This is a genomic window from Nitrosospira briensis, assembly GCF_900115125.1.
Classification (GTDB): Bacteria; Pseudomonadota; Gammaproteobacteria; order Burkholderiales; family Nitrosomonadaceae; genus Nitrosospira; species Nitrosospira briensis_A.
The window spans coordinates 182,394-203,886 of sequence record NZ_FOVJ01000003.1 but is presented as its reverse complement, the minus strand read 5'-3'; the positions used below and the strand labels follow the sequence as shown (position 1 = coordinate 203,886).

The following is a 21,493-nucleotide window of genomic DNA, read 5'->3' as shown; positions in this document are numbered from 1 at the left end:
CCTGTTCCTATACTATCCGGGAATGTCTTGCCAGTAACGGTGCTTGAGCGCTCGTCCGGTTTCCACAGCAATACTCTTGTCTGCGAAGCGCAGCACTACGGCGCCATCGGTATCGCTGCGCAGCAATCTGCTTCCAAGCGCCTGATACCGCTCAACTACTTCCTTCTTTGGATGTCCAAAGCGGTTTCGATACCCGACGGTAAATATTACCAGCCTTGGATTCACCCGGCTTACAAACTCGCTGGTGGAGGACGTTTTGCTGCCGTGATGCGGCGCCACAAGCACCGTCGAGGCGAGTGCGTCGCCCTTATCTGCGAGCAACTTATACTCGGATTTTTTATCAATATCGGCCGGGAGCAGCACGCTGCCGTGGGTGGTGGTGATTTTCAGCACACAGCTCAACGCATTGGTTTTGAGCCTGGGATTATTGTAGTTCTGTTCTGAAGGATGCAACATGTCAAAGCGTACCCCATCCCATCGCCACGATTGTCCCGCGCGGCACTGCTGTTTGTTGGAAGCAGCCAGTTGGATGGGGTGGTCCTCGTTCAAGGACGATACCACCCATCCCACCGGCACCGCTTCCAGAACCGACAGCGCGCCGCCGCTGTGATCCAAATCAGCATGCGTTACGATCATCGCATCAAGATGCTTTACACCTTCTGCCCGTAAAAAAGGAACAATAGTACGGCTGCCGCTGTCCGCCTCAGCACTGAAACCCGGACCTGTATCGTAGAGCAAGGTGTGATTTTCCGTGCGCGCAACCACCGCCAGTCCCTGGCCGACATCCAGCACCGTCAACCATAACTCCCCTGACGCCGGTTTTGGCGGAAGCGCCAGAAACATCGGCAGCAAGGCAACCAGTCCCAGCCAGCGGGCAGGAAATCCTGTGGTAAGCCTGGGACCCAACCCCCACCCCAGTCCCAATCCTCCAGGCAGCATTAGCCAGAAGATTCCCGCCATCGCCGCTGCCACTGTCCAGGCGGGCGGCGCATGCTGGCTCCAGACCGCCTCCGGTAAATCGCTCATCCACTGCATGGCTGCCATGCAAATGCTCAGCAGCCAATGTGCGGGCATCAACATGAAGTCGAGCAACGGCAGCGTGCCCAGCAGGGTAAGCGGAACTACCATCAGGCTCACCAGGGGAATCGCGATGGCATTTGCGACAGGCGATACCATCGATACTTGCTGAAACATCGCCAGCAAGGGAGGTATCAGGCTCAACGTGATGGCCCATTGCACCCGAGCCCAGCCGATCAGCCAGTGCGTTCTACCGATGCGCCCTGCCGACACCAGCATGATGATTGCTATGGCCCCGAATGATAACCAGAAGCCAGGCGAAAGTACCGCCCATGGATCGAGCACCACCACCGCCAGCAATGCCCAGGAAAGCACCGCCGTCACTGAAGTGGAACGCCCTAGCCACAAAGCAATGGCTACGACTGCAAGCATGTAAACCGTGCGCTGGGCCGGTATTGCGAAGCCTGCAAGCAGCGCGTAACCCAGCGCCACCGTTAACCCTGCGGCCGCTGCCGCTTTGCGAGCCGGCAAGCGCAGCGTCAAATAATGGCTCCTGCGCCACAACCAGTACACCAGCGCAAATATCAGACCGGAAATCATGGTTACATGAAGCCCGGATATACTCATCAGATGGTTTATTCCAGTTCGGGTAAATATCTGCCACTGTTCCCGCGGAATTGCCCTCTGATCCCCCACTGCCAGCGCAACGAGAACACCAGTATAAACATGGCCAGGCAATGCCTGAATGAACTGCTCCCGGACTTCCTGCCGCAAACGCTCGACCTGATAGGCCGGACGATTAACCATCTCATCCAACCGCACATTCCCATCGTTTTCCCGCACGTATCCGCTGGCTCGAATGTTGCGCTCGAGAGCCCATTGCTCGAAATCAAAACCATGAGGATTGACGCTGCCATGGGGACGCTTGAGCCGCGTTGTGATTCGCCAGCGCTCGCCTGCACGGATCTGTGGCGGTGCAGCTTCAGCCTTGAAACGCTTTCCGCGCGCGTCGTACCAGGCAAGGGAAATACGCGCAGGAACAATCGCATCTTCCGTTAGCACTTGTTCCACATCGAACGCAAAACGCACGTTACGCTCATTGACTTGCGGCAATTCCGCCACCACGCCGATCAATTGAATATCGCGTCCCTCCCATTCATGCGGGAGCACATCGGCCAGGCGCCATTGAGCAAATGCTGCAGCCCAGAAAAATCCCGCCGCCAGGAAAACTACCGCAAACAGGACTTTGCCGATCGTGATCAGACCATTGCTCCGGGTACGCAAAAGCAGGAATGCGAAAGCCGCACCGGGTAAAAGCGCCCATGCCCATGCGCTTTCGGGCAACATGGGCTGCTGTTGCAGTAGTCCTATCCCAACGGCAAACACCAGAATATGAGTTCTCATCGGCGGCTTGCGCCAAGTATCGAAAATACGGACATGGAAACTACGGAATCAGCGGGAATACGAAGGCATCGAAGGCTGGATTCGTAAGGTTGGGATACAAAGTCTTAGCAGCAAAAGCAGCATACATTAGCGCCAATTCTGTTTCTTTCAGGCGGTACAAATTTTCTGTCAGCATGGTGATTGCGGACCCTAATATTTACATTGCACCTCGAGCCGGTATTTCCGTACACTCATTCTTGTGCTGCGAAAATTTTTCAAAAAATATCTACCCTCTCACGAGACCATCCGGCAAAACCGCTTTGTCGGATTATTTGGAGACCGACTGCACCATCATAACTTATGGCATCTCCATCGCAGGTCGGTCGCGGGAGGCGTTGCGGTTGGCTTATTCACAGGCCTGATCCCCGGCAGTAACCCGATTCAGTTCTTTTTTGCCGCTTTGTTCGCCATCGTTTTCAAGGTAAACCTCCCCGTGGCGGTAATTTCGACACTTTATTCCAATCCCTTTACCATTCTGCCGATCTACATCGCTGCCTATGCGATAGGCACAGCCGTAACCGGCGATAACACGGGCAGCATGCCCGAAGTAGAGCTGCACCTTATGGATAAAAGCATCAGTGAATGGATCCCTGCATTGGTGGAATGGGTGGTTTCGCTGGGCAAGCCTTTACTCGTGGGGTTGTGTCTGCTGGCGCTACTGCTTTCTTTCGCCGGTTATCTCCTGGTGCGGGGGGGGTGGCGACTCTATGCTATTCATGAATGGCGCAAACGGGCGAGACGGCACCGACATTACTAAGTGCAGGGCGGGTGAGGGGTGAGGCGGAACCCGAGCCTATCCTGGCATCGGAAATAAACGCTGGAGTTCTTTCGTCACTCCAACCATCCATGATCCCGATTGTTCTGCGGAGGCGCCGAGCGTAACCCATCCTGCACCTACACTCGGGGTCCTTCAGCGGGCCATCACCCGGTCAGTAAGCCATCTTCGAGATGTGATATCCGTCCGGCCTTCCTGGCGAGTTCCGGGTCGTGCGTCACAATGATGAGACTTGCGCCCACGTTCCGGTTAAGCTCGAGCATCAGATTGAATACCTCTCCGGCGGTACGCCGGTCGAGGTTGCCGGTAGGCTCATCCGCAAGAACACAAGCCGGCCTCGTAACCAGGGCGCGCGCTACCGCCGCGCGCTGACGCTCGCCACCGGAGAGCTCACCCGGCGTGTGGGTAAGGCGATGCCCCAGGCCCACCTGCTTCAATACTTCAGTTGCGCTGCCATAGGCTTCGGTAGCGCTCGTGCGTCGAATGAGCAATGGCATGGCCACATTCTCCAACGCGCTGAATTCAGGTAGCAGATGGTGAAACTGATAAATGAAGCCAAGCGACGTGTTACGGAGCTCGCATCTTTCTTCCTCGTGGATGGTGGCGATATCATGTCCCATGATGCGAATATGGCCGCCTGTTGGCGCATCCAATCCTCCGAGCAAGTGCAGCAGCGTACTTTTTCCGGAACCCGATGAGCCGACAACGGCAATCGTTTCCCCTGCTTCCACATTCAGGTCTATTCCCATCAGTACCGGCACTTCAAGCTTACCCTGGTAATAGCTCTTGCGCAGATTCTGGCAGGAAATGATCGTCTTATTCATATCGCAGCGCCTCGGCGGGATTGACCCTGGACGCCCGGTAACTGGGATAAAGTGTCGCGAGCAAAGTCAGCACAAACGATACCGCGGCCACCGTGATCACGTCGGCGAGCTGGGGATCCGATGGAATTTCGCTGATGTAGTAGACCTCCCGTGAAAGGAATTGCACGCTGAATACGCGCTCGATCAGTCCTATCACCGCCTCGACGTTATAGGCTAGCGATACGCCGCCGATTACACCAAGTGTTGTGCCAAGAATACCGATCAGCGTCCCCTGCACGATAAAGACCTTCATGATGCTGCGCGGGCTGGCGCCCAATGTTCGCAGTATCGCGATATCGGACTGCTTATCGGTTACGGTCATGACCAGGGTGGAGACGATATTGAATGCCGCAACCGCGATAATGAGGGCGAGAATGAGTCCCAGCATGCGCTTCTCGATCTGGATCGCGCGGAAATAATTGGCATGCTGGCGGCTCCAATCGGTGATGTGGATGTCTGTGGAAATCATGGGCGCAAGCTCGCGCGCCACCTGGGGCGCCTGGAACAGGTCGCGCAGCTTCAACCGCACACCAGACACCTGGTCGTCTCCCATGCGATACAGCTTCTGTGCGTCCGCAATATGGATCAGCACCAGGCCCGAGTCGTATTCGAAATGTCCCGCTTCGAAGATACCGGTAATAGTGAACTGTCTGAGGCGTGGCAATATGCCTGCTGGCGTTACCTGCCCCTGCGGAGAGATCAGAACAATTTTGTCGCCGGTAAATACACCTAGAGCTCGTGCCAATTCCCTGCCGATAACAATGCCGAATTGCCCCGGCACGAGATACTCGAGCTTGCCGTCTATCATCATTCGTCCCAAATCGGCGACATTGTCTTCCATGCCTGGCAGAATGCCCCTTACTACAACCCCGCTGACGACCTGATCGAACGAGACCATGCCCTGTGCACCGACGTAGGGTGCGGCAGCCTCCACCTCGGGGTGCCTGAGCGCTTCCTCCGCTACCTGGCGCCAGTCGGTCAGCTTGCCATCTATGCCACTTACCTGAATATGGGATGCGACACCGAGGATACGCGAGCGCACTTCTTTCTGAAAACCATTCATTACCGACATGACAGTGATAAGTGCTGTCATACCGAGTGTAATACCCAGCAGGGAAATCAGGGAAATAAAGGAAATGAAGTGATTGCGGCGCTTCGCGCGGGTATAGCGCAAACCGATAAAGAGCTCGTAAGGCGACACGGATCAACAGACCTGGATATAAAACGCAATCCCGAAGTGTGCCACATTCCGCTGAGGCTTAACAGACAACTGAACAGTGAAACCCCGCATATACGCTTCCGCATCAGATCAACGCCTGCTGGATCGCGCCAGGGGGAGCAATCAAAACCCGCCTCTCAAGCCGATCACGACCGCTCTTCCCGGTAACCGAGCAAAATTCTTGAAAAAAAAGTTAAGCCCGCGCATTTCTTCATCAAGAAGATTCTTGCCTTGAAGAAAAATTTTGATGCCATTCGATCTGGTTTCCTTGATGCTGTAACTTACCTCGGTATTCACAAGGTTCTGCCAGTAGCATGGCAAGAATTTAAACTCTGCCGCGTGTCACCCGCTCTCCGCGAGCAGTAATCATCTCTTCTGCTTGCTTCTGAAGATTCAACAAATGTATAAAAGTCTATATTGCAACCAAGTTGCCTCTAGCATAAGTGGCCAAACACCTCGTCGCAATCCCGGGCTACAAACGCCGGCGATAACTGCGTAAGATGCTCAGCATGCGCTGTTCGCCCCGGCTCCAATATTCCCTTCACCGTCTTTTAATGATCGAATTAAATCACAATCTTTCTTTTCGGTTGCTCGTGACGCTGGCTGGCATTCTCCTTGGCTCATCGTATACCTATGCCCATCCGATTTATACTGCAAGTCCCGACAGCTATCGCGCAAGGCTAAAAGCATTGGAACCGGGTGCCCATCTGCGGCTGATGCCGGGAGAATACAAGGACGGCCTGCCAATCCATAATCTTCATGGCACGGCGGCGGCGCCTATTACAATTTCGGGACCAGACAGCGGTCCGCGTGCAATTTTTGCCGGGCGGCCGGGGCATAACACGGTGAGCATCGTCAATTCGAGCCACGTTACCATTCGCAACCTGGACCTCGACGGACGTCAGTTGGCCGTGGATGGGGTGAAATGTGAAGGAAGTGCGGATTGGGCGCATCACATTACCCTTGATGGGTTGCGTGTACGCGGGCACGGCAACGATCAGCAAACGGTGGGTATTTCAACCAAATGCCCGGCCTGGGGCTGGGTAATTCGCAACAATGTGATCGCCGGCGCGGGAACGGGCCTCTATCTTGGAGATTCGGATGGACAGGCGCCTTTTATTGCGGGGTTGATTGAGCACAATCTGGTAGTTGATACGCTGGGTTATAACTTACAGATCAAGCATCAGCAGCCTCGGCCGATTCTTCCGGAAATACCGGAGGGGCGAAGCGTGACAATCATTCGCCACAATGTTTTCAGCAAAGCGAACGGCGGATCCAAAGCGTCGCCCAGGCCCAATGTGCTGGTAGGGCACTGGCCGCTTTCCGGACCAGGGTCAGACGACATGTATCTCGTCTACGATAATTTCTTCTACCAGAATCCGCACGAATCGTTATTCCAGGGAGAAGGGAATATCGCGCTGTACAATAACCTGTTTGTAAATCATTTCGGCGATGGGGCACGCATTCAACCACATCATGGCACTACGCGCACGATAAGCGTGTTCTACAATACCGTCATAACGAAGGGATCCGGCATGACTATCGTGCGCCGCTGGGGGGACCCGGTGAATCAGCAACTCATCTCGGGTAATATCATATTCGCCCTGTCCCCGCTGCGCGGCACTTCCACGGAAAGCAACCTGACGGGTGGTTTCAGCGAGGCCCGGAATCACCTTGTGCGGCCATTCGCACCTTTGGGTGAAATGAACCTGGCGCCTAAGGGCATCAAGGTGCGAAAACATGCCGGAAACAGTGCCCGTTTTGCTATTTACCCGGACGCGGGCATGGACTTCGATGGCGAGGGCTTGATCGGCGCCGACAGGATAGGCGCTTATTCGCTTGATAAGGAAAGGCCCCGTTGGCGGCCGGCGCTGGAAATTAAACCGATTAACAGGCCATGATGGGCAAAGTTTGGAATACGACAGAAATCCGCTGGACCGAATCATTGCATAGCCGATATCGGAACAGAAGTTGAATTCGCCAGCTGAAAGAAATGTAGCTTCCTCTCGTATCAGCCGCAAGCAGCTGATGTGGTTCGCGCTTGGCTATTTATTTTTTGCGGTTTATGGAAGCCTGGTACCGCTGGAATATCGACCCAGACCGTTGACTGAGGCATGGGCTATATTCGGCGATATTGCCGGGATGAGCCTTTCGTTCGTCTCGCGCGCAGACTGGCTTGTGAACATTCTTCTATTTATTCCTCTGGCATTTCTACTGGCGGGCGCATGTTGGCCAGCGCACGGCGTGGTTGCGGCTATGCTGGTTGCACTCGGGGTATTCGCCTTGTGCCTGGGATTCAGTGTCGCGATCGAGTTCATGCAGGTATTTTTCCCGCAACGCACACCGTCGATAAACGATATCGTCGCGCAGAGCATTGGAACAGGGCTGGGAATAGCAGCGTGGATAACATTTGGTTCGCGTTTGTCAGCCTGGTTCAGCGGCTGGCGTAGCGCTCGATCACCCCTCGATATATGGAAACGCCTCCTGTATTCCTATCTGTTCGTATTGTTCGGCTATAGCTTGTTGCCATTGGATCTTACTATCAGTCCGGTTGAGCTTCTGCACAAATGGCGCGAGGGAAGGTTGATACTGCTCCCGTTCTCTTTTGCTTTCGCGGAACCAATTGAAGCAATTTACGACTTGGCGGTCGATGTGCTGCTGTGGATGCCGGCAGCATTCCTCTGGTGTCTGGCATTTCCGGGAAGGCGGTTGCGTTCCTGGTTGGCAGTAGTAGGAGCTGCGGCAGTGCTTGAGTTTTTACAACTTTTTGTCTATAGCCGGGTAAGCGACGTAACCGATATATTTACAGCTGCGGCCGGCGCGGGAGCGGGGATTTGGCTTGCCGGGAGGATGGGCCGGACCGATGTAACGAAAGCAGCACGCCCTCTATTCCATCCACCGTTGGGATGGCTTTTGCTGACGCTGGCGTGGATACTCGTACTAGCGGCGATATTTTTATATCCTTTTAATTTTCAGACGGACCGGGAATTCTTGTTGGCCCGTTTGCAGGGTGCCCGCAAGATTCCCTTCGAAGTGTATTACTTCGGGACGGAATACCGTGCGGTAACAGAAGTTATGCATAAAGCAGGATTCTTTTTTCCTTTGGGTGCGCTGTTGGCCCTCGCGGTAACGCAGACCCGGAACTATATATGGAGACGATACGCAGTTGCAGCGGCGATGGCAATGATCGGTATGGTCGCTTTGGGCGTCGAAGCGGGCCAATTATTCATACCGGGTAAAAATGTGGATGTGACGGATTGGATGCTGGAGGTATTGGGTGGCGTTGCCGGCTTTGCCATTATGAGGTATCTACACCCGCGGTTGTCCGCCCCTGCGGGAAGGACCGCAGCGTTGCGACAGCGCCCATCCGAACTGAATACGATGGATGCGATGAAAGGTACAAATCCTGCAGGCGCACAAATGCGGGGGCGGCAGGCGGGCACAATAATAGCAATCGGGATTGGATTATTGACAGTAATGGCCTGGCTTGCTACACGGTCTGATATGGTGCCGTATAACGTTCGCGAACTGGTGGACGAAAAACACCCCTTTTTGTCATTGATATTACTGGCCGGTGCAATTTACTGGATAATGGGTTTCCCGGTATTGATCGTACAATGGTTGGCGCGAGGCGAACTTTATCTGCTCAGCTTGCCGGTCCTGGCTCTGATACACGGGTTGATCGCATGGATACTCCTTCGGTTCGCGGTTCCGATCGAGAGCATCCATGACATCGTTGGCTACCCGGTTCTGGATTGGCCCTGGGAATGGGAAATGTTTGGGCGCTTTCTGGCTTTATTCAGCTTGTGGACCGTTGGAGCGACGGCTGGTGGAATAATCGCTTCGTGGCACATTTTTCCAGGTAATAAATCAGCACTATTGGCGTGGATAGTGGGTGCCTTGCTGCTTATTCCAATCTCATACTACGTCGTGGTGGTGGCCGCCGCCACGGACAATCTGGTCGAACTGATGGCCGGCAACGGGAGCCTGGGCGCATTTTTACTGGTTGGTCTATCTCTAACGGGGGTGGCTTTGGGGGGAATGAAGGCGGTGCTTGCCTTGATTCCCGGGGCAGCCCGGCGAATGGCGGCAGCCGCGTGGGTACTGGGTGCCGGAATCTTGACCTACGGGGCGCTTTATTATGGAACCGAACAAATAATTGTCAAATATAACCAGGTATTTTCAGCATTGCAGTTCTTGTTGAGCAGCAACCGCGCAACGCTGGCCGGACAGGGAGAGCTGCTTTTCCGGTATGCGGCGCTCTATTGCTTTCTTGTCGCAGCCATCATCATGGTGCAATATCCCCTGTGGCGGCTCATGCCGATACCGAGGCAACGGGGAACGCAGGGGCATAGTGGCGAGCATATGCACTCGTCAATTGCCAGATTCTGAATACAGTGCGATCGGAGCCGGACATGTCCGCTATTTTCCTTGCGAAGACATGCTCATGAGCTTCAGCCTGAGGGGTTTATCCCATCGAAAAATGGAAATCTCGATTACCGTTGCGATCCGCTTCCATCCAGCATGTTTAAAAGCGCGTAAGGATGGCGTATTCGACCACCAAATGCGCGCATACATATGCTTGAACCCTTGTCGAGACATTTCCCGGGTAGCAAATTTTATGAGGCTCCGGGCAATACCCCGTCCGCGCATTTCCGGAAGTACGACCATTTGCACGAGCTTAGCTTCCGCCTCGGCCAGCGGCCAAAAATTCCTTTTCCTGTAACGCTCTCCATGCCAAAAAAAACATAAGCCCACGATTTCGGAATCTTTAAGGCAAGCGTACGCATGAGCGCCCTCGCCGTGATACCACGCTTGTTGAACAATCAGCTCGTTCCTTGAGTTGTCTATTTCACTCTTTGTTACCGCCTGAAACCGGAGCTCGGCAGTGAGTGGTCCTGCCTCATCTGCGTATGCCGCGTTTCCACCAGAATATCCGTAGATGGAATAGATGGAATACTCCCGAAACAATAGCCGGGCTAAGCGTTTGGGATTCATCATGCTTGTAGTAATTTATCCGCCGAATCGCATCAGCCTCTTCACCGACGTTTTCATACCCAACCGGTCGAGTGCTTCGCCCGCCACTTGCCCCAAGCGATCGACTAACTCGCGGCCACGCACGAGTAAAAGGTTGCTCGCGCTTTTGCGTAGAAAGAAAACGTTGGCACATTGAATGCTGTGAGTCGAAAATAGCTTCTTATGCTCTGATTGCCCCTCCGTGAAATCAAAAAAGCGGAAAATATTTTCATCGAACAAGTACTCGAGAGCGAGCCATTGCAGAACAGTTCCTACTGAAAAACTCATGTGGCCAGGATCATAACCAAGGAATGCATAGATCAGGACACCGTTGGAAATTGGGCAGTAAAGATAGGAAACTGGCTGATTTTTATAAAATAGAATAAATCCACGTACGCATCCCTGTTGAGCAAGTTGCTCCATTTGCCGGCGAAACTCTTCCGAATCAGGCAAGCCTGCGTCGAGCAATTTTTCCTGATAAGTTATCCGGGAAACAGCGCGAGCCAATCCAAAGAACTCGGCCATCTCACCCGGGGACTTATAAACCTTCCATGAAATATTTCCGCCACAATGTTCGGCATACTTCCTGACCTTGCGATTGAGGGTGGAGCGTGTCTTGGAAGAAAACTTGCTCTTGTACTCCTCAAATGACTGACACATGTCAATGTAATAGCGGGAATATTGCGAAGGTATATAGCAGAGGTAGTCGCCCTGCCTTCGCAGTGTCGGCTGCTTGCCGATAACGCGCAGCGATCTTATCAGAAAGCCCTGACTATCAACCTGAAGAGGATTAGCGGGCGGTATCGGCTCCGCCACTGGCGGAACTTCATCGTCAAGCCCTGCTTCCCTAACCTGTAGCCACAACCTGGGCGCCCACAGGATCTTGTCGCCAAGCTGTATTTTCAAAGGCACCTGTTGATAATGCCACGTTTCGTTCAACGCAATCTCCGCCGTAAACCCTGTTCCAGCATTCTGAGCCCCGTTCTCCAAATCGGAGAAGTGAGAGGAGCAGGTTGTGTAAGCACCGGCAGGGGCGTCAAACCGCGAAAACCCCGGACGCGAAAGCAATCCCTATGGCGATCCAGAAAAGCGCAGAGTTTGCGAAAGCGAGCTACCACGATATCGTCCGGCCGATTCATGGCGCTATTGAGCAACTCGAAATTGTGAGAAAGGATAACGAAAGCTTTACGCCCCGATTCCAGTGCTTGCCAGAGCAGGCTTTCCATTTCCCGGGAAGAACATGCCGTCAGCTGCACATGCCTCAGCGAACCCGTCCCGCCATCGAATACGGTCATGGGATACTCGTAAACGCCTTCGCATTTGACGGGCTCCACCAGTGGAATCTCCGGGCTGACTCCGCTGTCCAGGCCAAACATGCTCGCGTTGTAGCTGCTATCGAAAGTGATTCGATTCGTGGCAAGTGCCAATAGCGTTTCCCTATTGAAGCCGAAGCTTCCTGCCCTAAAGGCGTTCACATTTCGCCCCCCGGCTGATTCAATCAACTTCATGCCCGTCCGGATCAGGATCGTTTGTTCTTCCAGGGAAAAGTAACGCAAGAACTGCTTTTTGCCGGTGATGTTGTCGAGCAGCGGTACGCTTGATTCGTCAACCCATTCGGTATGCAGGTGAAGCTGTATTTCATGGCCTCTTTCCTGCACCAGGCTTATGATTTCAGATAACGGTTCCAGTCCGAACCGGGTTGAGAAAAGCGGTTCGACGAAGAACACTCCCGTCAGGCCATACTCCTGCAATTGATGCAGTTGATATGGCAAACCATAGTCACCTCTTGAGGTGTGGCCGTAAATATATCGTTGAAATGCGCTCGGGAATTTTGCATCAATGTCGTCCCAGCCGTCACACCACACCTCTACGTCAACGGTAAGAAACACATCTATCATTCGCCGCCTTGCAGAGTTTCAGGCGATACCTTCACACAACTATCGCTTGTGGGTTTCGGCGTCTTTTCAGGACGATGACGGCTGCATATGCCGCAGTGACCTTCGCCGCCGGGCGCCGCCTTGTTGTTTCCGAAGTTATGGTTATACATTGCTAGGCCACTTTCAGGTCATTCCTGCGCGAACGGGGTTGCTCTGCCTGGAGCACGTTGCGCAGAAACGATTCGAACATTAGCAGTGACCACAGGGAAGCGCTATAGTCACGGCGTCCCGACTGATGCTGATCAAGCATTTCCTTTAGAAATGCCTTGTTGAAGATTCCCGTATCGGCCAAAACCGGGCCCATCAGCGCATCGGTCAATTTCTGGCGTAGCGGGCCGCGAAACCAGCTTGCCAACGGTACGGAGAAACCCATTTTGTCGCGATAAAGTATGTCGTTCGGAAGATAGGGCTCCAGCGACTTCTTGAATATATATTTGCCTTCATGCCCGCGCAGCTTGAGCGAGACGGGAAGACCGGATATCCATTCGACCAGCTTATGGTCCAGCAACGGCACGCGCACTTCCAGTGCATGCGCCATGCTCGCCCGGTCCACTTTGGTGAGGATATCGCCCACGAGATAAGTTTTCATGTCAAGGTATTGCACGCGTGACAGGGGGTCCTCGACAGGGCATTTGGTTGCGTGCATGCGCAGCACCTCCACCGCTTGATATCCCTGGAGACTGCGCTTGAAGGAATCGCTGAACAGACGCTGGCGCATCCCGTCCTTCATGAGTGAAACACCATGAAAATAGCCTTCCGCGGAGTCGCGCGCCAATGCTTCAAAAGTGGATTTGGCACGCAAAACTTTTGGGGCCCAGTCGGCCTTGGGATAGAGGCCGCCCAGCATGCCGAACAGGGGCTTGCGAAGTCCCAGCGGCAGGATGGACCGCATCCGTTCCTCATATAAGTGCCAGCGGTAGCGGCGATATCCTGCAAGGTTTTCATCACCCCCATCGCCGGATAACGCGACCGTGACGCGTTTCCTGGCTAACTCGCAAACCCGGTAGGTGGGCATGGCCGAACTGTCGGCGAAGGGTTCGTCGTACAGGGAGGCCAACTTATCGACCAGGCCGAAATCATCCTGGTCCACCTGCTCTACACTATGTCGGGCGTGGTAGCGGTCAGCCACTTTTTGCGCATATTGGGATTCATTGAACGCAGGATCGCCAAACGAGATGGAGCACGTATTAACCGGTTCTTGCGTGAGATTGGACATCATTGCCACCACCGCGCTGGAGTCGACGCCACCCGACAGGAAAGCGCCCAGCGGAACTTCGGTCATGAGGTGGATGTTCACCGATTCACGCAAGCGGACAATCAGTTCTTCCTGCGCCTCTTGCGCATTTGTGCAGCCGTGCGGGGTAAACGGCACATCCCAATACTGGCGCGGTTGCGGCATCCGGTGGCCATGATGAAGCGTAAGGGTATGCCCCGGTGACAGTTTGAGACCCTGTGAGAAAATGGTCCTTGGCTCGGGAACATAGCCATAAGCAAAGTAATCTTCGATAGCAAGCGGGTCCAGATCGCGCCGGAAATCCGGGTGAGCCAGCAGTGCCTTCAGCTCCGAAGCGAAAATGAGAATGCCATCTGTAAGCAGGCTATAGTAAAGCGGTTTGATACCTAGCCGGTCGCGCGCAAGAAACAGGACTTCCCGGTTACGATCCCACAAACCGAACGCGAACATGCCGCGGAAACGATCGACACAATTTTCGCCCCACTCTTCCCAGGCATGAACAATGACTTCGGTATCGCAATGCGTGCGAAACGTGTGACCCAGAGCGGCCAGCTCGCCGGCAAGCTCCTGAAAGTTGTAAATCTCGCCGTTAAAAACGACCACTACGCTGCCGTCTTCGTTGAAAAGCGGCTGCTGACCGCTGGAGACGTCCATAATCGAAAGGCGGCGGTGGCCGAAACCTACCCCTGCCTCTGTATAGAGCTCTCCTTCATCTGGCCCCCGATGAATCTGAATCTGATTCATGCGCCCAAGCAACTCCCGGTCGATCTCTCTTTTCCCGTGAGTATCAAATAATCCGACGATCCCACACATGCCGCTCTTTCCTCTTTGTTCAGCGCACTACAGGCATAAAGCCTTGTCATAGACTCGCAGATAGTTCCGGGTCATCGCGTCCAGGCTGAAATTTGCCTCGATTTGCTCCCGTGCCGCTCTGCCGTGACCGGCAATCAGATCCGGATTTCGATAATATTCCAATATCGCTCCCGCCATCGCGACGGGCTCGTCTGGCGGAACCAGCGTCCCCGTATGCCCCGCCTTCACAAGTTCCACATTTCCGCCGACCCTCGTGGCTATTACCGGTAAGGCGGTGGACATGGCTTCGAGGATCGTGTTCGAAATGCCCTCGCCCAACGAGGGGAGTACAAACAGGTTCATCGCGCGCATCAGTTCAGGAATGTCCGCCCGTTCGCCTGGAAACCAGGCAAGCGCCTCTGCTCCGGCCTCGCGCAGCATGTCCCGGCATACCTGCCGGGAATTCCCTTCACCAATGACCAGAAGCCGAAATCGTTCCCGAGCGAATGGCACTTCTTTCAGCAGCAGCAGAAAAGCGCGGATCAGGCCGGGAAAATTTTTTACTTCCGTCATTCTACCGACACTGCCAATGACGAAAGTGTTTTCCGTAAAAAACCCTTCCGGCGGTTCTCCAAACTCCGCCACCCTAACGCGTTCACCGTCCCCCGGATGAAAGCGCACGCTGTCGACGCCATTGTAGATCTGGTTGATGCGTTCCGGCGTAGCCCCCACCGTATTGACGAGCCACCCTTCGAGATCCTTGCTGACAGCAATGAAGTGATGCACAAAAGGCCGGATTGCTTTTCGCAGCAGATTATATTTGCGATTTTTTCCGTACAGATCAAATACGTCCCTGCCGTGTTCCCCATGCACTCGTGCCCGTGCTCCCGCGAGAACAGCAATTAACTGCCCCTCCATGGTCCCCAGATTGCGGGTATGCACGATATCCGGTTTCAGTCGCCTCAAAGTCTTGAAGAGATTAGGATAAACATTGAAATCCTGCCCCTCGCGCTTGTGCAATGCCACAATTTCTACATTGTCCCTGATGATGCGTTGCCTGAAATCCGAGTATCCTTTCAGACACACGATGGCGTGCCGGTAACGCTGGGGTGGAATATGGTTGATCAGGTTTACAAGTCCGTTTTCAAGACCGCCAACACCGAGATGATGAATTACATGAACAATAAGGGGTGGCTGCACCGCGCTTTCCACGGGCTTTGTCCCAACTGGCTGATTGCTAGCGCTCGCCTGCATTCCGAAGGACGTCCGTTATAGCCGTTGTCATATCGCCAGCAAAGCTTTGAAGTACCGGAACAGCTTCGTCTGGTGCCTCCTCGTAATGGGCAACGATAAGGATCTCTGCGCCGTCATCTTTCCTGCGCAGGAGCTTGTTCCTGGCCAAAATGAACTTCGCCACGTATGGACTGGCGGTGCTCTCGTCGCCGAGCCAGTACCACCGCCATACAAGCAGCTTTGCAGAGGAGGAATGCAGCTGGTTCTCGTTTATTGTCTCTTGCCGTGGCCCAAGGGAGACGCTGCGTGCTTCCTGCTTGATGCTATGCCAGCGGGACCCCGTTTCCGCAACCAGCACGTTTTGCGAGCTGATCAACTCCGCTCCCTGCTGCTGATTGCGGTAATAATTGATGTGAAGATCCACCGATCCTTTTCCGTTCCGGTAATTTTGCAGCAACTGGGCAGTGGCACCTGTATATTCAGGCTTCCAGTCAGAGACAAGGCTCGCGCCGGGCTCCCATTCTCCACGTCGGCGGGGGACTTCGATCCCCGATGCCGGGTCCGTGGCACCGGAATACTCGCGCTCCAGGTAACTGGCGTATACAGGCCAAATGAAGGCAACAGCAAGGACGGCGCCAGCGGCGGAAACCGTGCTCTTCAATGGCGCCTTGTCCGAATTGAACTCAGCTTCAGGCTGCAACCCGGCTGCAACACCGGTGCTACTGCTATCGAACTCCTCGTCATCCTCGCGCCAGAAGGAGCCTATCCAGAATAACAACAACATCACGAAGCCAAAGAATATCCAGCCATAGATCAGATGATCGATGCCAACAGCCATCTGCATGTCGCTCAGGTGCCCGGTCATAACAATCAGGTAGGCCCGAACACCATTGGCAATGATGGGCACAATCACCGACATTGCAATAAACCCCGCGCGGCGACTCAAACTCCGATATGTCAGGTAGGCGTAAAGCGTACCCAGTGTGAAAGATGCGATCAGGTAGCGCAGGCCGCTGCATGCTTCCACTACAGACCAATTTCCGCTCGGAATGGAAAAGAAATTACCTTCGCGATAAACAGGAATGCCGGTCCACTGAAGTGCCGTTACGGTAAAATCAGCGGTAAAGTCTATCAGGGGCAGGATCAACCCGTCACCAAAAGGTACCGCAAGCAGGAGATAAGTCAACGGAAAGGCAAGCGCCCGCACCATCCGGTTCCCCCAAATCGCCCAGACCGTGGCAGGAATCATTGCAATCAGGAAAAATTGTGCAAATACCTGAACACTGGAAAGGGTCGCCAGCAACCAGCAAAAACCCAGGCCACCAAGCGCCAGCAGAGCCAGGAAGTTTGGCTGAGAAGAAAGCTTGCCGAGATGCTTGCGTCGTACCCATATAAGGTAGGCACTGAACGGAAAAATTAGAAAACCATGGGCAAATGTTTCGGACCGGTTCCAGATCGAAACCATGGACCAGGTGGTTTCATGGTAGGCGATCAGGATTACCGCGACGGTCGCGAGTGTGAGCAGCGTGACCATCTTCACCTTTTGCTGGTCTATCGCTACCGGCGCATCATCCACAATTTTTTGCGGCATTTGCGCATTCATACCCTGTTATTTCCGGCAGCTGAAAATCTGTTTTGCACGTTTTATCAATCCTGGTTGATCAACTTGCCTCTGGCTGTAACAGGAGCACGTCGATTTGCCCAAGGCTTTTATTCCAGCTGTAATCATCCAGGACCCGCGCCCGCGCAGCATGGCCGATTGCATGGTGTGGTACGTCCTGAAGCAGCGTTATGATGCGGCGAATAAAATCGCCTGCGTCGTTAGCCACCACCAGTTCCTGACCGGGGAAGGCGTTTATTCCCTCCATCGCCTGGGGAGAAGCGATGACGATCTTTTCCATTGCCATGGCTTCCAACACCTTATTCTGTATTCCGCGGGCGATGCGGAGCGGCGCCACAGCCAGGGCTGCGTAAGTCAGATAGGGCCGGACGTCCGGCACCGAACCGGTTACGGTGACACCAGGGAGGCTCGACAAGGCCAGCACCGCTGCGGTTGGACGGGCGCCGACAATATAAAACTCAAGCCCGGGCGACTGGGCGCGAATGGCCGGAAAGACGCTGCGCGAAAACCATACTACAGCATCGATGTTGGCCCAATAATCCATGGCTCCCACGAAGATCAGCGTGTTTGTACCGGCCGGGTAGGGATTAGCGTAACTATTCTGCGGCGAAAAATAATCAGCGTCCACGCCGTTATTGAAATAGGTTACTTTTGTTGCAGCGTCCGGCACGAGCCGCCTGAATAGATCGGCTTCTGTCTCGGAAACAAAAGTCGCGCTGTCAAAATCCTTAACGACCCGCCTTTCGTAGTCGAGCAGCAATCTTGACTCGCGCCGATAGACCCAGCTCATCGGCCACGTCTTGGTCGCCGCATATTGCATCCATTTATCCGAGTCGATGTCCACGAAATCCATTACCCGATTAATGTGACCCGCATGACTGACATATTGCGCCATGGCCGATGAGAAGATCAGAATATTTTTGAGAGGCCGGGTTTCGAGCACATTGTTTACCCATGCCTGCAAACGTTTATCATGGTAGTAGGGCAAGGTGAGAGGCTGCCCGGTAAATAGACCGGAGAGGCTGCGCATGCGGGCTATCGTTGGGTGGAGACTGACGAAACAGGTTTCCTTGCAAAGACTTTTGACTTTCTCAAGATATTTCCGGTCGTTCTCGTCATCAATAAAGGTACCCAGATGAACGTGATAACGCTGGCTCAGGTGTTTCAGGAGATGGTAAGACCTTATTTTGTCGCCCTTGTTCGGAGGGTAGGGAATGCGGTGGACAAGATAGAGAAGTTCCCGCATTTAACTAACCAAGATTTCTTACGATATGAGGGCCGACAAGATTCGCCAGCGAAAGGGGAAGTTTTCGCCATGCCTTGATGAAGAGCTGATATTTAGGATTAAGGGGATTATTGTCAGGTACGGCTTCGGCCCGGTGAAGCTGATATTCGTAATGGAGGGGTTGTGGCTCGAATCCCCAATTCTTCTTGAAATCGAAAGAGCCGGAGTTACGTTTGCTGCGTCCAAAATCAAAGGTTTTATAGCCTCTTTCACAAGCGCGCCGCATCAGTTCCCAATACATGAAATCGTTTCCCGCCACATCCCGAGCGTCGCTGGTCCCGCCCCCGTAATAAGGCAAAACTTCATCACGAAAATAAAAGCTCATGACACCGCTTATGATACGTCCTTCCTTCGTGATAATCATGAGCTCGCAATCATCAGTAAACACTTCTTCAAGGAGGCGGAAATACCTTTTCGAGAAAACCGGCGTTCCAAGGCGATGCACGCTTGCCGAATAGGCTGAGAAAAAGCGCTCGATGCCCGTATCTACGGTACTTTCCAGTCCACCCTTGATGCCCTTGCGTACCATTGCCCGCTGCTTCCGCGGAATCGCCTGCATGTTCTGCTCAATTTCCGGCAATATTTCCTTGCGGAAGGTCACATACAGATCCTTCCCGGGCCAGTCGAGGTGCAGCGTTTTTACGTTCCGGTATTCCAGATAATCCACCCCCAGCCGCGACGCCAGCTCTTGAGCAGCCGCATCCAGCGCTTCCCGGGCAGGTTCTGAGATAGCGGCAATGCCCCCATAGACACAAAACGGCAGGGAACTCAGGGAATGGCCAAAAACGCGGCTGTTGATCTCTGCCAGCGGCAATACGCCTTGAATGTGTCCCCGTAATTCGGCAAAGAGGAACCAGGTTTTATGCGCAAAGGCGCGTTCTATAACCGTTTGCCAGCCGGCCCGGTGAAAGAAGGTGGCTTCCGGGCAAGCCAATACGAATTCATCCCATCGTTTCGCGTCCTGTGCCTGTAGCAGGTGAACAGACGGTTTCTCCGCAACAAGAGAGGAATCCTTGTGCTCCTCCAGGAGCACATCAATAGCAGAGCTCATGCATGCCGTTCCAGAAATATCCGATCCACGCGATCCCACTTGAAATCGCGGGTAAGCGCCCTCACCCGATCTTCCATGCGATGAAGATTATGGTAATGACGAAAGCGCGTTTTCATGCTGATACCCTTCTGGCGTGGCTGCTGATGGTCGATCTCCCAGGGATGGAAATAAAAGATGGCGGAACGTTTTTCAAGCCGGTTCAATCTCTGCAGAAACCATCGCGAAACAGGATAAGGCCATAGCCGGAAATAGCCGCCGCCTCCAGCCGGAATATTCCGCTTGAACACCCGCATCGTAGTGATCGGCACTTCAAGCAGATCACTATCGCGCGGATAATAGGCGAAGCGCGGTGCATCGGGTATACCGTAATGGTCGTGCTGAATTGGATAAATGCTGGAACTGTAGCGGTAGCCGGCCTCTTGAAGCAGATCCAGGGCCCACTGATTATGGCGGCCTATGGAAAAGCTGGGCGCCCGATACCCGATCACCTGCTGACCGCCGATATCCTCCAGTAGCATTTTGCTTCGGGTTATATCATCGCGGAATTCATGGGGCTCTTGATCCGAGACGCGCTGGTGAGCCCATCCATGACTTGCGAGCTCGTGGCCGCTTGCGACAATTCGTTTGACCATTGCCGGGTAACGGTCGGCGATCCATCCCAGAGTGAAAAAGGTCGCCTGGGCGCCTTCCTCATCGAGCAAGGCAAGGATCCGGTCTATATTGAATTCCACCCGGCAGGATATGGATGTCCAGGATTCCCGTGAAATATGAGGCGCAAAAGCAGAAACTTGAAAATAATCCTCGACATCGACCGTCATGGCGTTGCGGATCGGTAACGGATTCATTTGAACATCTCGCATCGCCCAGGCGAAACAAGTAACTCTGCACTCATTTCTCCATGCGAAGCGGTGCCTGCGATTCCTGCCATCCGCCAACCCTGAATGTAACCGGTGAATGGCATAACTTGCGTGAAGATGCACATTTGGTCTTTTCCTACCGAAGCCTCTTGCTCACATCAGCCAGCGAGAGTATACGCTTGACCAGTATCATTAAAGAGACAACCGAATCCTCAAGATTCGCCACCCTGCCGGCCATCTCCTCCAACCGCAGGAGGGATTCGGCCCTATCCCGATCAGCAGCGGTTTCATCTTCGAACGGAATGTCTCCCGTGGCAACGGACATATCGAACTCATGCTGAATATCGCGAATGACGTCGGTGACCGCGGAGCTGCCGAAGTTGTGCAATTGCTCCAGGTAGCCCATGAGCAAGAGGCGGTCGCACAATGCGTTGATCCTACGGGGAATGCCATCCGTATAAATATGTATTTCCGCAAAGGCGTCATCGTCAAAAGACGGATCGCCGTTCCAGCCCGCGGTCTTTAACCTGTGCTCGATATAAGCTCGCGTTTCCACCAAATCCATGGGCCCGAGGTGATAGGTTGCGGTCACTCTTTGCCGCAACTGCTGCATCTCGCTGCTGAGCATGGTTTTCCGGAACTCGGGTTGCCCCAGCAGGAAGGTCTGTAACAGTGGCTTATCATCCGTTTGAAAATTGGAGAGCATTCTCAACTCTTCTATGGTGCGCGAAGAGAGATTCTGTGCCTCATCCACCACCAGAAGCGCGCGCTTTCCTTGCTGATCACATTGGCGAAAAAACTGTTCGAGTCCGATCAGCAGGGAAGCCTTCCCTGCGTTTCCATGGGGCACGGCCAACCCGAACGCTGCCGCCACCATCTTCAATGTATCGTCAGAGTCCAGGTTAGTATTGACGATTTGGGCGGCAACGATCTTCTCGGATTCCAGCTTCCGGAAAAGATTGCGCATCAGTGTAGTTTTACCGGCGCCAACTTCTCCGGTAATGACGATAAAACCTTCGCCCTGTGACAGCCCGTATTCGAGATAGGCCATCGCACGTTTATGGCCCGTGCTGCCAAAGAAGAAATGCGGGTCCGGTTTCAATTGAAACGGCTTGGCGTTGAAGCCGTAGTATGATCGGTACATTCGGCT

The 21,493-nt window shown here is 53.9% G+C and carries 17 protein-coding genes; 3 read left to right on the top strand and 14 right to left on the bottom strand.

Annotation, left to right across the window (positions count from 1 at the left end):
* Positions 1–12: 12 nt before the first annotated feature.
* Entirely contained in the window at positions 13–2,421 is a 2,409-nt protein-coding gene (locus BMZ14_RS08955) for a DNA internalization-related competence protein ComEC/Rec2 (protein WP_074796869.1), read from the bottom strand.
* Positions 2,422–2,659: 238 nt separating this feature from the next.
* Between BMZ14_RS08955 and BMZ14_RS08950 the strand changes: the two genes are divergently transcribed.
* The gene (locus BMZ14_RS08950) at positions 2,660–3,217 is read left to right on the top strand and encodes a DUF2062 domain-containing protein (RefSeq protein ID WP_083396729.1); all 558 of its coding nucleotides are present in this window, start codon (positions 2,660–2,662) and stop codon (positions 3,215–3,217) included.
* A 164-nt stretch (positions 3,218–3,381) separates the two neighbouring features.
* Here the strand turns inward: BMZ14_RS08950 and lolD are convergent, their stop codons facing one another.
* From lolD to BMZ14_RS15280, 3 genes are all read right to left on the bottom strand, one after another.
* Complete coding sequence (gene lolD, locus BMZ14_RS08945; protein WP_074796867.1) at positions 3,382–4,059, bottom strand: lipoprotein-releasing ABC transporter ATP-binding protein LolD; 678 nt, start codon at positions 4,057–4,059, stop codon at positions 3,382–3,384.
* Positions 4,052–5,299, bottom strand: coding sequence for a lipoprotein-releasing ABC transporter permease subunit (locus BMZ14_RS08940; RefSeq protein ID WP_074796865.1), 1,248 nt, complete (start codon positions 5,297–5,299; stop codon positions 4,052–4,054). Before BMZ14_RS08940 ends, lolD begins: the two co-directional genes overlap by 8 nt.
* Positions 5,300–5,440: 141 nt before the next feature.
* Positions 5,441–5,614, bottom strand: coding sequence for a hypothetical protein (locus tag BMZ14_RS15280; RefSeq protein WP_218145011.1), 174 nt, complete (start codon positions 5,612–5,614; stop codon positions 5,441–5,443).
* A 257-nt stretch (positions 5,615–5,871) separates the two neighbouring features.
* Between BMZ14_RS15280 and BMZ14_RS08930 the strand changes: the two genes are divergently transcribed.
* Together BMZ14_RS08930 and BMZ14_RS08925 are read left to right on the top strand one after the other, a co-directional pair.
* A complete protein-coding gene (locus BMZ14_RS08930; protein WP_074797060.1) occupies positions 5,872–7,218 on the top strand; it encodes a right-handed parallel beta-helix repeat-containing protein in 1,347 nt (448 codons plus the stop codon).
* 70 nt (positions 7,219–7,288) lie between these two features.
* Positions 7,289–9,709 (top strand): VanZ family protein, encoded by a 2,421-nt coding sequence (locus tag BMZ14_RS08925; RefSeq protein WP_074796862.1) that lies wholly within the window; start codon positions 7,289–7,291, stop codon positions 9,707–9,709.
* A gap of 30 nt (positions 9,710–9,739) precedes the next feature.
* Here the strand turns inward: BMZ14_RS08925 and BMZ14_RS08920 are convergent, their stop codons facing one another.
* From BMZ14_RS08920 to BMZ14_RS08875, 10 genes are all read right to left on the bottom strand, one after another.
* Positions 9,740–10,318, bottom strand: a complete 579-nt coding sequence (locus tag BMZ14_RS08920; protein WP_074796860.1) for a GNAT family N-acetyltransferase — start codon at positions 10,316–10,318, stop codon at positions 9,740–9,742.
* Between the two features lie 12 nt (positions 10,319–10,330).
* Entirely contained in the window at positions 10,331–11,272 is a 942-nt protein-coding gene (locus BMZ14_RS08915; RefSeq protein WP_074796858.1) for a GNAT family N-acetyltransferase, read from the bottom strand.
* Positions 11,269–12,231 carry a polysaccharide deacetylase family protein gene (locus BMZ14_RS08910; RefSeq protein ID WP_074796856.1) on the bottom strand — a complete coding sequence of 321 codons (963 nt, stop codon included), beginning with the start codon at positions 12,229–12,231 and terminating at the stop codon, positions 11,269–11,271. Before BMZ14_RS08910 ends, BMZ14_RS08915 begins: the two co-directional genes overlap by 4 nt.
* A 151-nt stretch (positions 12,232–12,382) precedes the next feature.
* Positions 12,383–14,317 (bottom strand): XrtA/PEP-CTERM system amidotransferase, encoded by a 1,935-nt coding sequence (locus BMZ14_RS08905; protein ID WP_074796854.1) that lies wholly within the window; start codon positions 14,315–14,317, stop codon positions 12,383–12,385.
* 27 nt (positions 14,318–14,344) lie between these two features.
* Entirely contained in the window at positions 14,345–15,550 is a 1,206-nt protein-coding gene (locus BMZ14_RS08900) for a TIGR03088 family PEP-CTERM/XrtA system glycosyltransferase (RefSeq protein ID WP_074796852.1), read from the bottom strand.
* Positions 15,534–17,120, bottom strand: coding sequence for an exosortase A (xrtA, locus tag BMZ14_RS08895; RefSeq protein ID WP_256208524.1), 1,587 nt, complete (start codon positions 17,118–17,120; stop codon positions 15,534–15,536). The genes BMZ14_RS08900 and xrtA overlap by 17 nt, the downstream gene beginning before the upstream one ends.
* 70 nt (positions 17,121–17,190) lie before the next feature.
* Positions 17,191–18,396, bottom strand: a complete 1,206-nt coding sequence (locus BMZ14_RS08890) for a TIGR03087 family PEP-CTERM/XrtA system glycosyltransferase (RefSeq protein ID WP_074796848.1) — start codon at positions 18,394–18,396, stop codon at positions 17,191–17,193.
* 4 nt (positions 18,397–18,400) lie between these two features.
* A complete protein-coding gene (locus BMZ14_RS08885; protein ID WP_074796846.1) occupies positions 18,401–19,486 on the bottom strand; it encodes a FemAB family XrtA/PEP-CTERM system-associated protein in 1,086 nt (361 codons plus the stop codon).
* Positions 19,483–20,331: an XrtA system polysaccharide deacetylase gene (locus BMZ14_RS08880; RefSeq protein WP_074796844.1), complete on the bottom strand. Its 849-nt coding sequence runs from the start codon at positions 20,329–20,331 to the stop codon at positions 19,483–19,485. The genes BMZ14_RS08885 and BMZ14_RS08880 overlap by 4 nt, the downstream gene beginning before the upstream one ends.
* Before the next feature lie 148 nt (positions 20,332–20,479).
* Positions 20,480–21,487, bottom strand: coding sequence for an XrtA/PEP-CTERM system-associated ATPase (locus BMZ14_RS08875; protein ID WP_074796842.1), 1,008 nt, complete (start codon positions 21,485–21,487; stop codon positions 20,480–20,482).
* Positions 21,488–21,493 lie beyond the last annotated feature (6 nt).

What these genes read in the sequence shown, in the direction of transcription:
- xrtA (WP_256208524.1), bottom strand. Translation starts at nt 17,120, where the DNA reads ATGCCGCAAAAAATTGTGGATGATGCGCCGGTAGCGATAGACCAGCAA.
- BMZ14_RS08905 (WP_074796854.1), bottom strand. Translation starts at nt 14,317, where the DNA reads ATGTGTGGGATCGTCGGATTATTTGATACTCACGGGAAAAGAGAGATC.
- BMZ14_RS08920 (WP_074796860.1), bottom strand. Translation starts at nt 10,318, where the DNA reads ATGATGAATCCCAAACGCTTAGCCCGGCTATTGTTTCGGGAGTATTCC.
- BMZ14_RS08930 (WP_074797060.1), top strand. Translation starts at nt 5,872, where the DNA reads ATGATCGAATTAAATCACAATCTTTCTTTTCGGTTGCTCGTGACGCTG.
- BMZ14_RS08900 (WP_074796852.1), bottom strand. Translation starts at nt 15,550, where the DNA reads ATGCAGGCGAGCGCTAGCAATCAGCCAGTTGGGACAAAGCCCGTGGAA.
- BMZ14_RS08890 (WP_074796848.1), bottom strand. Translation starts at nt 18,396, where the DNA reads ATGCGGGAACTTCTCTATCTTGTCCACCGCATTCCCTACCCTCCGAAC.
- lolD (WP_074796867.1), bottom strand. Translation starts at nt 4,059, where the DNA reads ATGAATAAGACGATCATTTCCTGCCAGAATCTGCGCAAGAGCTATTAC.
- BMZ14_RS08885 (WP_074796846.1), bottom strand. Translation starts at nt 19,486, where the DNA reads ATGAGCTCTGCTATTGATGTGCTCCTGGAGGAGCACAAGGATTCCTCT.
- BMZ14_RS08880 (WP_074796844.1), bottom strand. Translation starts at nt 20,331, where the DNA reads ATGAATCCGTTACCGATCCGCAACGCCATGACGGTCGATGTCGAGGAT.
- BMZ14_RS08955 (WP_074796869.1), bottom strand. Translation starts at nt 2,421, where the DNA reads ATGAGAACTCATATTCTGGTGTTTGCCGTTGGGATAGGACTACTGCAA.
- BMZ14_RS08910 (WP_074796856.1), bottom strand. Translation starts at nt 12,231, where the DNA reads ATGATAGATGTGTTTCTTACCGTTGACGTAGAGGTGTGGTGTGACGGC.
- BMZ14_RS08875 (WP_074796842.1), bottom strand. Translation starts at nt 21,487, where the DNA reads ATGTACCGATCATACTACGGCTTCAACGCCAAGCCGTTTCAATTGAAA.